The following is a 15,478-nucleotide window of genomic DNA, read 5'->3' as shown; positions in this document are numbered from 1 at the left end:
AGCATATACTGAAATGATGAAGGAAGGCAATTAAATGACACATAATCATGAAGAAAAAGAACTATTTTATCCAAATGGAACGGTCATGTATCGAGGTGGCGTCAAAAAGAATGATTTTGGCCACGATATCTATGACGGCAAGGGCTCGCTATTTGATCAAGAAGGAGAATTATTATTCGAGGGTGAATTCGTCAATCATATGAAGCAAGGCAATGGCATCATGTATTTAAAAGGACAACTCATTTATCAGGGCGAATTCATTCAAAATAAAAAACAAGGTCATGGCATTTTATACAAGGATGGTCATATTCATTATGAAGGTCATTTTCGCAATGATTTAATGGATGGTTATGGAATTCTATATTATGAAGAGGACGTGACGGCCCCTTATCAAGCACTGCGATCACAGTACCCACATTTAAATCAACCACAGTATGAGGGTGATTTTGTCCACGGCATGAAAAAAGGAAAAGGCAAGCAATATTATCCAAATGGATTGTTACAATATGAGGGTGATTTTATTTGGCATCATATGCAAGGGGCTGGGAAGCTGTATTATCCTACAGAATCACCAACAACTGAGGAGCTTGATCGTGGGGTAACAATACTCCACTATGAAGGTCATTTTTTTGAAGATCTAAAGCATGGTAAAGGCAAAGTATATGCTAGGGATGGGATTCTAGAAGCGGAAGGGCAATTTAAAGAGGATGTGATGACAGGGCAAGGAACGCTATATTATGCCAATGGGCAGGCTTCTTATATTGGTGACCTCGTGCAAGGCAAAAAACATGGACGAGGCGATTATTTTAATGAAGAGGGCAAAATCATCTATAGTGGAGAATTTATCAACGACGAACGATTACGCATCACACCTGAAATCGAACAAGAGATTGCCAAGCTACAAAAACAATTAGATAGTCTTGTAGGCCTTCCAAATGCAAAGAAGGAATTACATAATTTAATTAACTTTATTAAAATTCAAAGCTTGCGTGTGGATCATGGTTTAACAAGCTTTCCTATTACGTATCATCTTGTCTTCTCGGGTAATCCAGGCACAGGTAAAACAACGGTGGCACGTATTATTGGCCAAATCTACAAGCATCTTGGTGTCCTTTCAAGTGGGCATTTTGTGGAAACAGATCGTGCGGGGCTAGTCGCTGGCTATGTTGGACAAACAGCGTTAAAGGTTCAGGAAGTCGTTAACAAAGCAAAGGGTGGGGTACTTTTTATTGATGAAGCCTACGCATTAATAAATGATAAACAGGATGCATTTGGGAAGGAAGCAATTGATAGTTTATTAAAGGCAATGGAGGATCTACGTGATGATTTAGTAATTATTGTTGCTGGCTATACAGAGCTGATAGAGGAATTTTTACAATCTAATCCAGGCTTTAAATCTCGTTTTAATCATTTTGTACAATTCGATAATTTTAGCACTGATGAACTCTATGATATCTTTGCGATGCTTTGTCAAACGAACGACTATCAATTTGGCGATGCATTTGCCCAACATATGAAAGCACAGCTACGTCATATGCCAATTGAAACCATCCCTAATTTCTCGAATGGTCGTTATATTCGAAACTTGTTTGAAAAACTAGTGACAATCCAATCAACCCGATTGATTCAACAGGCAACAATCACGAAAGATGAACTTATGACATTTGAGGAGCAAGATATTTTACAGGGCATTGCAGAAAAGCTATTTGATAATACTTTTTAAGACAAGGAGTAGACGAATGAAAAAGTTGATTGCGCTTATTATAGTGTGTGCATGTATTTTACCACGAGTGGTAACAGTCCATGTTACAGTGAATAATCATATTAATGTTCGCCATAAAAACGATAAAAGTTGATGAGGGATGCATAAGGTGGTAATATAAGACAAAACATACGCTATCGTATTTTTTGGAGGGCAATCATGCAAGTAACGAAAGAAGATTGGATTAGAGCGGGTCTAGATCAATTAGCAGAAGCGGGCATACATAAAGTACGTATTGAAGCACTTGCTCGATCATTAAATATTAGCAAGGGGAGCTTTTATCATTATTTTCGTGATCGTCAACAGCTATTAGATGCCATGCTTTACTATTGGGAAACCCATGCGACAAAGGCCATTATTCAAAGCATGGAGCAAGAAGATGCTACTTTAGAACAGCTTTTACGGATAAGTTTTCACAAAAATAAAAAAATGGAGATAGGCATTTATGCTTGGGCCAAATATGATTCAGATGTCGCAACGCGTATCGTTCAAATAGAGGAGCAGCGAATTGGCTGTGTGGCGACACTCTATCAAAAAAGTGGTGTAGATATAAATGAATCTACTGACCGTGCAAGATTGGCTTATTTAACCTATATTGGCTGGATGACACGATTCGAAGCCAATCCTCATTTCGATCTCGAAAAGATGATTAAGCTCCTATTACAATAAGAAGGTCTCTCAGAGCCGACATAAGCTTTGAGGGACTATATTTATCGCCAAAACATACGATAGCGTATGGGAATGTGAATGTGGAGGTAGAACATGTTTATTTTATCAATGGTCGCAGTAGGACTATTATGGCTGATTAGTGTAATACATATTTATTGGGCTTTTGGTGGTCGATGGGGTACAGAAGCTGTTATTCCTATGAAAGAAGGCAGCCAACAAGCCGTTTTTGTTCCTAGGAAATGGGGAACGCTCTGTGTAGCAATACTGGTGTTGCTAGCAAGTAGTATCATCCTTATTCAAGGAGGGTGGATGACATTTTTTCAAGCCTCTATTTTTTCAAAAGTAGGCAGTATCGTTTGTGCGCTGGTATTTTTGATACGAGCAATTGGTGATTTTAAATATGTTGGCTTTTTTAAAACCATTAAGCATTCCAAGTTTGCTCAAAATGATTCGAAATGGTATAGTCCGTTATGTTTGTTTCTTAGCTTGGTCTATGTACTAGTGTTGTTTTAACAGCTATTTTACTTTGGAATGGGGGAAATAAAATGGAGCAAATAATCTACTTACTTCGTCATGGTGAGACAAATTATAATACACAAGGGAGATATCAGGGACAGCTTGATTCACCACTAACAGAGCGTGGCCGGGAGCAAGTTCAGCAAAATGCACGCATGCTGAAATCACTCATTGGCGATGCAGATGAATGGACCATCCTATCAAGTCCAATGGGAAGAGCCATGCAGAGCACAGTCATACTTTGTGAAACGCTTGGCTATAACATTAACAAGGTGAAGCAGGATCAACGTTTAACAGAGGTTGCTGTGGGACAATGGGCTGGCTTAACCATGGCAGAAATACAGCAAAATTGGCCTGCTTTATTAACGAACACGGATGCCTTCAATTGGTATTTTCGTGCACCAGATGGAGAAACCTATGAAGCTGTTGTGAGCAGACTAACTGCTTTGCTTGAAGAGATTCAACCATTTTCAAAAGTAATTGTTGTCTCGCACGGTTTGACGGGGCGTATTTTGCGCGGCGTCTATGCTGGTCTAAATAAAGAAGAGGCTCTCAAGCTAGAGGTTTCTCAAGATGTATTGTTCAAACTAACTAATAAAGAGATTACAAGAATTAGTTCAAATTACGAAGATGATTTTTACATGTGAAAATATTTGAGTTCATCTCATTTTTCTCAAGGAATATTAAGAAATGCCGCCTATTATAATGTGTAGGAGGCGTTTTTTATGAAAAAATGGATGTTATTGGGCTGTCTTTGTATCGTGGTTTTCTTATTTTATTGTATAAACAAAACATATGAACTCGCTCATCTAGAACTGCCATCATTACATAGTCAAAATGCTTTGTTACTCAATGAACAGGGCGAAGTATTATACGAAAAAAATGCGGATGCTATTATTTATCCTGCATCCTTAACAAAAATCATGACAGCTATCGTTGCCATAGAGATGACAGATAATTTACAAACACAAACCATTGTAGAACCCCAAACGATTGCGAACTATACGGCACAAAATGCTTCGATGGCAGGCTTTCAAGCAGGAGATTTTGTCACGATGGAGGACTTATTGTATGGCACACTCCTTGCCTCAGGTGCCGATGCAACCGGAACACTTGCAGATGCTGTGGCAGGTAGTGAGGATAAATTTGTTACGTTGATGAATAATAAGGCGCAGGAATTAGGCATGCATGATACACATTTTGTTAACACCAGTGGCCTACATGATGAGGCACATGTATCCAGCGTGCGGGACATCAGTAAACTTCTACGTTATGCGTTAGAAAATCCTATCTTTTATCAAATCTTTACCTCGAAAAGCTACACAACTCATGTACCCAACCAATTAATAATTACAAACTCATTATTTACAAAATTGCCGGGTCTAGACGGACCAATACTAGGTGGAAAAACAGGCTATACCCCAGAAGCAGGACTGTGTCTGGCGTCCATAATCGAAAAAGAAGGGAAATCTTTTTTATTCATTACAACCAATGCCCCAAGCTATATGTGGACCCCACCCCCACATATCGAGGATGCCCTCACTGCCTACGAGGCTTTATGAGAGGAAAAATAATGAAAAAAGCTCAACTTTTTCATGGTTCCCAGCGTCTTAATAGAAAGGAGGGCATTGAATATTTTAGGGACGGTAGTAGATAATCCAGGTTTTTTGGGAGAAGCTGCTTGATACGAGGAAGAGGATCTATTCCTGAGAAGAGCTGCTCATAAAAGTGGTGGAAGCGCTCTAAATGAGAAGAGAGCCGCTCATAAAGGTGAGAGAAGCGCTCCAAATGAGAAGGGACCCGCTCAAAAAGGAGAGAACCCCGCTCCAAAAGAGGAGAGAGCTGCTCAAAAAGGAGAGAACCCCGCTCCAAAAGAGGAGAGAGCCGCTCAAAGATGTGAGAAATTCGCTCCAAATAAGGAGAGAGCCGCTCACCTAAGTAATAGTACCGCTCCATTCTAAGTAGCAACGGCTCATTAGTAGCAGCACGAAGATGATCCATTCTCAAAATAGGAACTAACAAAATAAGTCGACATCATTGAATTAGCATAAACTATGCATAGTTTCGTAGAAAAACGGGAAGGAGGAATGTATAAGTATTTATTAAAATACGTTTTGAGTAGCCTTGCAATAGGGAATCTAGTTGATTATTACTATTTTCTGGTATGAATGTTTCCTCTATAATGAAAGTTAAATCTTAACATTTTTTTAGCAAACAGACATGGAAGACATCTAAGGGCGGTGTAGAACAATGAGAAAATTTTTACCCTATGCAATCGTTTTGACGTTTATGATATGCATATTGGCTGGGCAACTTTCAGCAAGTGCTGAAGGGTCAGTGGTGATTCAAAAGGTTACCAAAGATGCGGTAATCTATGAAGAAGCTTCTACGAATAGTGCGGAGATTGGGGAATTATCAAAAGGAAGCTTTGTTTCAGTAACACAAGCAAGTAAAGGATGGACACATATTCAAACGCCAGAGCAGGAGGGCTATGTCACATCTGATGTTTTAGTCAAGCTGAAGTCTGAGGGTTACTTAGTGATTCAAAAGGGTGGTACGACTTTATTTACAGCCCCAAGTCAACATGCCCAGCATGTAGGACAGCTCTATGAAGGACGAATGATTTATGTGTATGGCACAGCACCTGGTGGTTGGTCTTTCGTTCAATATGGCGAGGAGATAGGGTATGTAGCGACAAACGCATTAAAAAAACCTGTCCCAACAAAGAAACGAATCCAAGCTGTGGCTGGTGCTGAATTACGTTTAACAGCGAGTCCAAACGGAGAAGTTCTTGGTACACTTGCCAATAAAACAACTGTCCAGTATTACATAACACTTGCAGGCTGGGCCTATGTAGAAGCGGGTGACCAAAAAGGGTATGTCAAAGCTTCTGAGCTAGCCGATATTCAGTTAATAGATAACAAAGTTTATAATAAAGGTGTGCCAGTGGCGAAAGGCGCAAAAAAACGGGTAGCTTTAACATTTGATGATGGGCCTGATGCCAAGGTGACACCACAAATTTTGGCAACGTTAAAAAAATACGATGCCAAGGCTACATTCTTTATGGTAGGTAAAAATGTATCAAGAAATACTGCAATCGTTAAGCAAGTCTATGAAGCAGGGCACGAAATCGGCAACCATACCTTGAGCCATAAAAAATTAACGACCTTATCAATAGCAGGCGTTAAACAAGAAGTCAATGGCACAGGTAATGCTATTTATGCAGCCATTGGGCAGTATCCAACCGTTTTCCGTCCACCATATGGAGCGACCAATGACCAAGTACGTTCTGTCATGACAATCCCTTCTATTTTGTGGTCGATTGATACACTGGATTGGAAACATCACAATCCAGATAAAATTTTGGCGTATGTCAAAGCCTCTGTAAAGGATGGTAGTATTATTTTAATGCATGATATCCATCAAACGACAGCCAATGGTTTAGAAAATGTCATTCTTTATTTACAGAAACAAGGCTATGAATTTGTCACAGTAAGTGAGATATTACAATAATAGAAAAGCTTTGCAATCGTCTACACTGGACGACTGCAAAGCTCTTTTTTATTTAAATAAATTGATCGTTGTAATGATAATTGGAATACCAAATACGTCGATTAAAAAGGCACCGACAATCGGAACGACGAGGAAGGCTTTTTTAGAAGGACCGAAGCGTTGCACAACGGCTGACATATTGGCCATGGCATTTGGTGTGGCCCCTAAACCATGTCCTGCAAAACCAGCTACCATAACAGCTGCATCGTAGTTTTTGCCAAGTAATTTAAACAATACAAAAATACTAAATACAACAATAAAGAATACTTGCGCAAAGACAATGATAAATAATGGAAGCGCTAAATCAGCAATTTCCCATAACTTGATACTCATTAGCGCCATGGAAAGGAAAACACCTAATGTGACATCACCAATTAATGAGATACTCTTCATATTGATTGCTTCTGGTTTGAATTTGTCCATCATATTGCGGACTAAGACAGCTACAAACATTGCTCCCACATAACCTGGCAGAACGAAGCCTGTTGCCTCTGAGAATAAAGTCCCGACATACGTACCGACAGCCATACAGAATGTAATTAATAAGACTTGTGTAAAGAACGAATCGGATGTAATTTGCTCATGTTTATTCTCATATTCGATTTCTTCCGATTCTTGTTCATCTGGTGTTAAATTGTATTTACCTACTAAATATTTGACAATTGGACCACCAATTAAACCACCAGCAACTAGACCACATGTTGCGGCAGCGGCACCAATTGTCATGGCTGAAGAAATACCTAAATCTTCTAAAGTTTGACCAAATGCAGCGGCAGCTCCATGACCACCCTCCATAGAAACGGCTCCAGCCATCATTCCGATTAAAGGATGAATGCCCATGAGTGAGGCAAGCGATACCCCAATGACATTTTGCATTAACGCTAGGAAGCCACATGCTAGCCAGTAAATAATGAGTAATTTTCCACCGAGCTTTACTAGTTTAAAGCTTGCACCTAAGCCAATTGTCGTAAAGAAAGTAATCATAAATAAGCTTTGTAAAGAAGTATCAAGGGATATTTCTAGGATTCCCGTTGTTTTTAAGATGGTAGCAAGGGCAGCGAACAATAAACCACCAACCACGGGAGCTGGGATACAGAAACGCTTTAAAAAGCCTATTTTATTGATAAGAAAGCCACCCAATGCAAAGAGTGCCACGGCTAGAAACACCGTTGTAATTTGATTAATTTCGATCATGAACCTTGCCTCCTAAGTAAGTTGTTCAGTGCTTCATACACAAAATAAGCACCTAATTTCACGGTACGTCCGTTTTCATCTAATAACGGATTGACCTCGCAAATATCAAATGAATGTGTGTGAGGGTGTGAAGTGACTTGTTGGAGGATTGTGCGCACAGTCGATGGGTCAAGCCCAAACGGTGAAGGAGCACTTACACCTGGAGCGAAAGCTGCATTCAAGACATCCATACATAATGTTAAAAGAATATAATCATGTTGATCCATATAGTGCTGTAATTCATCCGATAATTGCTGTTGGTTGGCTACTGTCATTTGATCTTCATAAACATACTTCACCTTTAATTCATCGGCTTTTTCGAAAAGTTCTCTTGTATTGCCATAGCGTTGGATACCAACAACAAAATAGTCAGCGTGTGGATCCTGCTCTAAAATTTGGCGGAACATCGTACCTGACGAAGTTTGTTCATCGTATGGTCGTAAATCGAAGTGAGCATCTATATTAATGATGCCGATTTTAGCATCCTTCGGTAGGGCAGAACGAACGCCTACATAATGGCCATACAGCGTTTCATGTCCGCCACCTAGCACAACACATGCTAATTTTTTTTGCAGTACTGTTGCTACTACTTCACCAAGCTCACGCTGTGCATCCTCTAACGCATGGTTCAGACAAACGATATTGCCAACATCAATGACTTGTTGATCGTCCTCAAATGTCCACGGTAAACTTGCTAATCCTTCTCGCAGTGCGTTTGGTCCGTTTGCTGCACCTACACGACCTTGATTTCGACGTACCCCTTCATCGCAGATAAAACCAACGAGTGCAGCGCTTTTCTTATCTGAAGCGCTTACATCATTAATCGCCAATCTTTTAACTTGTTGGTGTAAACGAAAACTGCTTGTATTTGTCGTTGAATCTATTCGGCCTTTCCATTGTTTTTGATCTGTCAGTGTGTACATAATTTATCAACCCCATTGTTAATATTATTGTAGAAAAAGTATTGTTGTAATTCATTATATATTCACATAATTATAATTACTAATATATAATTAATATTAATCTATAGCTTTTAACTATAAATATTGGAGGTATCTATAGGTGGACATTAAACAATTACACTATTTTATCGCTGTTTCAGAACAGATGAATTTCTCAAAAGCCGCAGAAAGACTGCATATCTCGCAGCCTTCCTTAAGTAATGCTATCAAAAAATTAGAACAAGAGATTGGCTCCCCCTTATTAGAAAGAAATACTAGAAATCTGCAATTAACAGAAGCAGGAGAGTTACTTTTTGAACGGGCAAAAGTTATTGTGAAAAATATGGAAGTATTGAAAATTGAAATGGATGAAGTGATTGTTCATGGCACGAAGGACATCACTATTGGGGGCATGGAATCGATCAAGCATTGGCTCCCGAAAGTAATCGCCAACTATAAAAAAGACTATCCACAAATGAAAATTCATTTAGTCGATATTTTAGGCAGTAAGCGGGTGAAAAAATCCTTGAAAAGCTATAAAACGCATGTAATCATCACCAATCAGCTAATGGATGATCCAGATTTAGAAGTTCAAACCTTATATGAAGAACGATTGGTCGCAGTGTTACCTTTACATCATCCGTTAGCCCAAAAGGAGGTTCTAACCATCTCAGATATTTGTGAAGAACCATTTATTATTAGTACCGAGGGCTTTCAAACAAGACGAGATATCTTAACGTCATTTGAACAGGCTGGTAAAAGCATCAATATCCAATTTGAAATTGAGCGTTTTGAAACCGCTGTATCGCTTGTACGAGAACATTTAGGTGTGACCATATTACCTGAAAATTACTTGCAAGGGCCGACTGCCAAAACGATTGTAAAAAAAGAAATTGAGGGTGTGAATTTAAGTCGAAATGTCTATCTAGTGTACTTGAAAAATCGTCATTTACCATTAGCCATCCGACAATTATTGAAGGATATTTTACAGTTTTTTGAAAATAAAACGACGTAAGTCCATAGTAATGAATTTTCCTTTTTGTTAGAAAATTCAAAAATAGAACATTGCTTTACTAGAAAAATAGCGGTAACATTTATTGTAAGAATGAAAATGAACATTCATTCATTTTGCGAAGTTCAAGCAAAGGGGGTATCTTCTAATGAATTTTTCCTATAGTGAAAAGGTTGTGAAGTTACAGGACAAGCTGACGAATTTTATGGAGCAATATATTTATCCAAATGAGACCGTTTATGCTGCACAGGTCGAGGCAATGGAAGATCGTTGGGGAGCGATTCCACCTATTATGGAGGAGCTGAAACAGAAGGCACAACAGGCAGGTTTGTGGAATTTATTTTTACCAGATAGTGAATATGGAGCAGGTTTAACCAACTTAGAATACGCACCTTTATGTGAAATCATGGGACGCTCACTTCTGGCACCCGAAGTGTTTAACTGTAATGCACCTGACACAGGAAATATGGAAGTACTTGTACGTTATGGATCGGCACAGCAAAAAAAGCAGTGGCTTGAACCGTTATTACGAGGCGAAATACGATCTTGCTTTGCGATGACAGAGCCAGCTGTTGCATCCAGTGATGCTACGAATATTGAGGCAAGTATTGAACGAGACGGAGATGAATACATTTTAAATGGCCATAAATGGTGGACAACCGGTGCCGGGGATCCTCGCTGTAGGGTGGCTATTTTTATGGGCAAGCATAAAGATACAATGGCCCCTATCCATGAGCAGCAATCTATGATTCTCGTACCAATGGATACACCAGGGGTAAAAGTGGAGCGTATGCTAACTGCCTTTGGCTACGATCATGCACCAGAGGGCCATGGTGAGGTTACTTTTACCAATGTACGTGTACCGGTGGACAATATTTTATGGGGTGAAGGAAAAGGCTTTGCCATTGCGCAAGGTAGACTAGGACCCGGAAGAATTCATCATTGTATGCGTCTGATTGGTGCAGCAGAACGTGCATTGAAGGAAATGTGTGTACGTGTACAGGAGAGACAGGCATTTCATCGACCACTAGCTGATCAAGGGGTAATGCGGGAGCGTATTGCCGAATCTCGCATGGATATTGAGCAAGCAAGGCTTTTAACTTTGAAGGCTGCTTATATGATGGACACGGTAGGCAACAAAGAGGCAAAAGCTGAAATTGCCATGATTAAGGTAGTTGCGCCAAATATGGCACTAAGAGTCATTGATCGAGCTATCCAAGCATTTGGTGCAGCTGGGGTAGGTCCAGATACAACGCTTGCTGCACAATGGGCAAATTCACGCACATTGCGTTTAGCAGATGGACCAGATGAGGTGCATCGTAATACCATTGCTAAGCTAGAATTGAAAAAGCATGCCAACAAACAAGAGGAGCTGGTGAAATGACAGTCCTAGAGTTATTTAGCTTAAAAGGTAAAACAGCCATTGTGACAGGAGGAGGACGTGGACTCGGTGCGCAAATTGCTCAAGGATTCGCAGAGGCTGGAGCCAATGTGGTCCTATGCTCACGAAAGGTGGAGGCGTGTGAGGAAGTTGCCACAGGGCTCGAAAAGCTAGGTGTTCAAACATTAGCCCTAGCATGTGATGTCACAAAGCCAGAGGATATTGCTCATGTGGTGGCCAAAACAATCACAACATTCGGTAAAATTGATATTTTAGTCAATAACAGTGGCGCATCATGGGGAACACCTGCCATTGATATGCCCTATGAAGCCTGGCAAAAAGTATTTGATGTCAATGTCAATGGAACCTTTTTATTTAGCCAAGCAGTGGGCAAAATTATGCTAGAGCAAAAAAGCGGCAAAATTATTAATATTGCTTCCATCGCTGGACTAGGAGGTACGCTACCAGCTTTTATGGACACGATTGCCTATAACGCGAGTAAAGGGGCTGTCATCACTTTAACGAAGGATTTAGCTGTTAAATGGGGACCACATGGAGTTAATGTCAACGCCATTGCACCAGGATTTTTCCCAACGAAAATGTCCAATGTTTTAATCGAGCGTGGACAAGACTATTTAATGGGCGTTACACCGTTAAAACGTTTAGGTTCAGAAAATGATCTGAAGGGCGTAGCGTTATTTTTAGCAGCACCAGCTTCGGATTATGTAACAGGGGATGTCATTGTAGTAGATGGGGGCATGAGCTCCATTATTTAAGGAGGGAAGTAAAATGGATACGATGCAAGTAAGGTCAAGTGAACGGTTAGATGTGGATAAATTACATGCCTTTTTAGAAAGCTATTTCCCTGAGCTTCCACAGGGGAAACTTGAAATATCACAATTTAGTGCAGGACATTCCAATTTGACGTATTGTTTAAAAATAGCTGATTTCGAAGCAGTTCTACGTCGTCCTCCGCTTGGACCAGTTGCCAAGAAAGCGCATGATATGAAGCGGGAGTTTACAATTTTATCAGCATTGCATCCATTTTTAACAGTGGTTCCCAAGCCATATGTCTATGTAGAGGATCGAGACATCATCGGTAGTGATTTCTTTTTAATGGAGCGCAAAAAAGGCATCGTCCTTGATACGCATTTTCCAAAAGGGACAGAACCAACAGAGGAGCTAGCACGTCAGTTGTCCGAAATGATGGTTGACTCTTTAGTTGCATTACATGCCATTCCTTATCAGGACACACCATTAAAGGATATGGTGAAGCCTGACGGATTTATGGAACGACAAGTGTATGGCTGGATCGAGCGTTATGAAAAAGCGAAAACAGCAGAGCATGCGGAAGTAGCCGTATTAACAGAGTGGTTAAAAAATCATATCCCTTCCAATAATGAAGCAACCATTATTCATTATGACTATAAATTGAATAATGCGATGTTCTCTAAGGATGTTACCGAAATGATTGGTCTTTTTGATTGGGAGATGACAACAGTAGGGGACCCACTAGCTGATGTTGGGGTAGCAATGAGTTATTGGATGCAAGCGGATGACCCAAAAATGCTATTATATGCACTTGGAGAACCACCAGTAACTGTATTACCAGGCTTTTATACCCGACAACAATTTATTGATCGTTATGCAGAGAAGAGTGGGCGAGATGTGTCAGCCATTCATTATTACTGTACATTTGCTTATTTCAAATTAGCCGTTATTTGTCAGCAAATCTATTATCGTTATGTCAAAGGGCAAACTCAGGATGATCGCTTTGCTCAGATGGATAAAATGGTCGCTGCACTCATACAACAGGCTTCTAAATCGATATAAATCAAGAAAAAACGGTTACTTTTTGCTAAGTAGCTGTTTTTTTATAGCTCATTAAAGCAGATTATCCGACACTAAATTATATATTTATTGATTTTCGCTCGCACAAAATCAGCTCGAAAATCGTAATAAAGCACGTACAAGAAATTAAAAGAGGGGGAACATTCGTTCTTTTTTTGTTAAGGGTGTTAATCAATAATTATTTATTGTTTTTCGATAAAAAATAATTGACTTATAATATAACTAACGCTATCATAACAGTTGTAAGCGACATCAATAACAACAAGGATTTAACAATCTGGAGGAAAAAATAATGAAAAAATATTTACTTGCCACAATTCCGATGATCATGGGGATCGTATGTTTATTTATAAAAGGAATTATAGGAGATGAGATACTAGCAGATGGTACGATTGTGGAGAAAAACTTCTTTTTAATTCCATTGAGTTATCTATTTTTCTTTAGCGGTATACTAACATTCTTGATTATGGCATTATCTTCTACATTCAAAAAGCAAACTACCGCATCATAATGCTAAAAACAGGCCCAAAATAGGAGCCTGTTTTTTTATGACCATGTTTGATCTAGTTTATCACTGTAGTAATGAATGGCTTTTTTATAATCTTGAATGCCCTGATGGTTGGTTGTAAGTATTAAGGTGTGCAATAATGTTTCCATTGATTTTGCATGTTCGCCAAGATTATAAAGTGTCATGGCATAGAAGACCTTGACATGCTCGGCCTCAGGGAATTCTTGAATGGCTTGTTCAAAGATCCGCTTTGCTTGCTCGTATTGCCCTAAAGTTCGATATGTGCTCCCTAAACCAAGGTAGGCATCTACTAAAACTTCTGGTTCTAGTCCCAATTTTATCGCTTTTTCATAGTGCGGAGCTGCTTCTTTTTCCTGCCCTAAAGAATCAAATGTCCAAGCACATTGAAATTGATAGTATGCATTTTCAGGATGTTTCTTGACCAGTGCCACCATGCATTGATTTGCTTCCTCAAGCTGTCCGTTTTTTCTTAATGCAAGTATAAGTTCTAATTGTTTGTCCATTTTATTTAACCTCTTCTTTGTTTAAATAACTTACCATTCATAAAAACAATCTTCTATTAACAATTCAAATGAATCAGCTAATCGCTTGATTTCCCCGCAATCATGATCGCAAATGAAAACCTTACCTGATGAATCGATGAAAATGTGATTTCCTTCACCGTCCATTGAAATGACATAGCTAGTGTCTATGATAGTCGGAGATAGGATATCTTTATATTGTTGACGAAAATCAAGTGTTAAATCAACAACGGTTTCGTTTCCTAGACTAGAGCCATTCGAAAAAGCATGGATTGCTAAACCTGCGTATGCTCCACCAAACGTTTCAATAAATTCGACATAATCGCTGTGAAATTGTACATGAAGCTGCTGCTGTGCATCTTTTATTTCTCTTTGGCTTGCAGGTTTACCTACTAAGTTTGGGTGCTTCTCATTAAATAAAAATGACCGCAAACGCTTTATTAGATTTTCCTTCATAGACATGCCCCTTTTATTAAGTATACACGATCCTTCATTGCTAGGAATCTGTGGAAATGATATTGTTAATGTAATAGTAACATCTACTGAGGTGATAGAATGCTAGAGCGTTCAATGGAAAAAACACGGGAAAACAAAGAAGAAAGGGAGTGATGATACAAAAAAAGAAAAGAGGATCAAGATGATGATATATCAAAAACTTATGTGTGATGGATTTGAATTAAACTATTGTATAAAAGGTCAAGGCCAACCAATTTTAGTAGTGGGGAGTAGTATATATTATCCACGTCTGTTTTCAGAAAACTTCTACCAACATTTTCAGGTTATTTTTTTAGATCATCGAGGTTTTGGTAAGCCTACGCATGCATTGAAACAAGCTGATTATACATTAGACAAAATAGTGAAAGACATGGAGTATGCAAGACAAACTCTACAGCTTGATGATTTAATTGTTTTAGGACATTCAGGGCATGCATTTATGGCAATGGCGTATGCCAAAGCTTATCCCCAGCATGTTCAAAAAATCGTTCTTTTAAATACGGCAACAACGAATAGTCAAGAAAGACAGCAGCAAAGCTTGTCTTATTTTGAGGCACATGCAAGTGCACAGCGTAAACATCAATTTACGCATGATATAGCTTTGTTGGAGCAGGATCTTAAGAGGGAGCCTGAACGACGCTTTGTTCACATGTGTATTCGTATGGGGGCACATAGTTTTTATGATTATATGTTCAATGCTACCTCTACGTGGGATAACGTTCATCCGAATATGGAAATTATTGATTATCTATGGGGAGTAGCTTTTGCGGAGCAGAACCTTTTACAAGAAATACAACAAGTAAGCAAACCGATTTTTATAGGACTAGGTAGGTATGATTATTTAGTTGCGCCTGTTTCGTTATGGGATGCAGTGGATTATACTCCTCATGTAAAGAAAGTTATTTTTGAAAAAAGTGGTCATAATCCTATGTTTGAAGAACCTGTCTTTTTTGATGAACAATTAATCAAATGGATAAACGAAGAGTAGTCGAATGGCTGGTTATGCTTATATAGCA

17 protein-coding genes are annotated in these 15,478 nt (G+C 39.2%); 13 read left to right on the top strand and 4 right to left on the bottom strand.

Annotated features, from left to right (window positions below):
- The first annotated feature begins 34 nt into the window (after window positions 1-34).
- The 7 genes from JTI58_RS22910 (at window position 35) to JTI58_RS22880 (ending at window position 6,460) form a co-directional block, all read left to right on the top strand.
- A complete protein-coding gene (locus JTI58_RS22910; protein WP_205443958.1) occupies window positions 35-1,723 on the top strand; it encodes an AAA family ATPase in 1,689 nt (562 codons plus the stop codon).
- A 198-nt stretch (window positions 1,724-1,921) separates the two neighbouring features.
- Window positions 1,922-2,431, top strand: a complete 510-nt coding sequence (locus JTI58_RS22905; RefSeq protein ID WP_205443957.1) for a TetR/AcrR family transcriptional regulator — start codon at window positions 1,922-1,924, stop codon at window positions 2,429-2,431.
- Between the two features lie 93 nt (window positions 2,432-2,524).
- Window positions 2,525-2,944, top strand: a complete 420-nt coding sequence (locus JTI58_RS22900; RefSeq protein WP_205443955.1) for a DUF3995 domain-containing protein — start codon at window positions 2,525-2,527, stop codon at window positions 2,942-2,944.
- A gap of 32 nt (window positions 2,945-2,976) precedes the next feature.
- The gene (locus tag JTI58_RS22895; protein ID WP_205443953.1) at window positions 2,977-3,594 is read left to right on the top strand and encodes a histidine phosphatase family protein; all 618 of its coding nucleotides are present in this window, start codon (window positions 2,977-2,979) and stop codon (window positions 3,592-3,594) included.
- A gap of 78 nt (window positions 3,595-3,672) precedes the next feature.
- Window positions 3,673-4,509, top strand: a complete 837-nt coding sequence (locus JTI58_RS22890) for a D-alanyl-D-alanine carboxypeptidase family protein (protein ID WP_205443951.1) — start codon at window positions 3,673-3,675, stop codon at window positions 4,507-4,509.
- A 184-nt stretch (window positions 4,510-4,693) separates the two neighbouring features.
- Window positions 4,694-4,885 (top strand): hypothetical protein, encoded by a 192-nt coding sequence (locus tag JTI58_RS22885; protein WP_205443949.1) that lies wholly within the window; start codon window positions 4,694-4,696, stop codon window positions 4,883-4,885.
- Between the two features lie 312 nt (window positions 4,886-5,197).
- Complete coding sequence (locus JTI58_RS22880; RefSeq protein ID WP_205443948.1) at window positions 5,198-6,460, top strand: polysaccharide deacetylase family protein; 1,263 nt, start codon at window positions 5,198-5,200, stop codon at window positions 6,458-6,460.
- A 48-nt stretch (window positions 6,461-6,508) separates the two neighbouring features.
- Here the strand turns inward: JTI58_RS22880 and gltS are convergent, their stop codons facing one another.
- Window positions 6,509-7,693 (bottom strand): sodium/glutamate symporter, encoded by a 1,185-nt coding sequence (gltS, locus tag JTI58_RS22875; RefSeq protein ID WP_205443946.1) that lies wholly within the window; start codon window positions 7,691-7,693, stop codon window positions 6,509-6,511.
- Window positions 7,690-8,655, bottom strand: a complete 966-nt coding sequence (gene hutG, locus JTI58_RS22870; protein WP_205443944.1) for a formimidoylglutamase — start codon at window positions 8,653-8,655, stop codon at window positions 7,690-7,692. The genes gltS and hutG overlap by 4 nt, the downstream gene beginning before the upstream one ends.
- Window positions 8,656-8,794: 139 nt before the next feature.
- Here hutG and JTI58_RS22865 point away from each other — a divergent pair, with 139 nt between their 5' ends.
- The 5 genes from JTI58_RS22865 to JTI58_RS22845 all read left to right on the top strand — a co-directional run bounded on the left by JTI58_RS22865 (window position 8,795) and on the right by JTI58_RS22845 (window position 13,428).
- The gene (locus JTI58_RS22865; RefSeq protein WP_205443943.1) at window positions 8,795-9,688 is read left to right on the top strand and encodes a LysR family transcriptional regulator; all 894 of its coding nucleotides are present in this window, start codon (window positions 8,795-8,797) and stop codon (window positions 9,686-9,688) included.
- Between the two features lie 145 nt (window positions 9,689-9,833).
- Window positions 9,834-11,069 (top strand): acyl-CoA dehydrogenase family protein, encoded by a 1,236-nt coding sequence (locus JTI58_RS22860; protein WP_205443941.1) that lies wholly within the window; start codon window positions 9,834-9,836, stop codon window positions 11,067-11,069.
- Window positions 11,066-11,842: an SDR family oxidoreductase gene (locus JTI58_RS22855; protein WP_205443939.1), complete on the top strand. Its 777-nt coding sequence runs from the start codon at window positions 11,066-11,068 to the stop codon at window positions 11,840-11,842. The genes JTI58_RS22860 and JTI58_RS22855 overlap by 4 nt, the downstream gene beginning before the upstream one ends.
- Before the next feature lie 13 nt (window positions 11,843-11,855).
- A complete protein-coding gene (locus tag JTI58_RS22850; RefSeq protein ID WP_205443937.1) occupies window positions 11,856-12,899 on the top strand; it encodes a phosphotransferase family protein in 1,044 nt (347 codons plus the stop codon).
- Window positions 12,900-13,209: 310 nt separating this feature from the next.
- Complete coding sequence (locus tag JTI58_RS22845; protein ID WP_205443936.1) at window positions 13,210-13,428, top strand: DUF3955 domain-containing protein; 219 nt, start codon at window positions 13,210-13,212, stop codon at window positions 13,426-13,428.
- Between the two features lie 35 nt (window positions 13,429-13,463).
- Here the strand turns inward: JTI58_RS22845 and JTI58_RS22840 are convergent, their stop codons facing one another.
- Together JTI58_RS22840 and JTI58_RS22835 are read right to left on the bottom strand one after the other, a co-directional pair.
- A complete protein-coding gene (locus tag JTI58_RS22840) occupies window positions 13,464-13,949 on the bottom strand; it encodes a tetratricopeptide repeat protein (protein WP_205443934.1) in 486 nt (161 codons plus the stop codon).
- Window positions 13,950-13,979: 30 nt separating this feature from the next.
- On the bottom strand, window positions 13,980-14,423 hold the full coding sequence (locus tag JTI58_RS22835) for an SMI1/KNR4 family protein (protein ID WP_205443932.1): 444 nt from the start codon (window positions 14,421-14,423) through the stop codon (window positions 13,980-13,982).
- 181 nt (window positions 14,424-14,604) lie between these two features.
- Between JTI58_RS22835 and JTI58_RS22830 the strand changes: the two genes are divergently transcribed.
- Window positions 14,605-15,450, top strand: a complete 846-nt coding sequence (locus JTI58_RS22830; RefSeq protein ID WP_205443931.1) for an alpha/beta hydrolase — start codon at window positions 14,605-14,607, stop codon at window positions 15,448-15,450.
- Window positions 15,451-15,478: the final 28 nt, after the last annotated feature.

It is taken from the genome of Lysinibacillus fusiformis, from assembly GCF_016925635.1.
Taxonomy (GTDB): Bacteria; Bacillota; Bacilli; order Bacillales_A; family Planococcaceae; genus Lysinibacillus; species Lysinibacillus fusiformis_F.
This window is presented reverse-complemented; position numbering and strand designations above follow the sequence as displayed.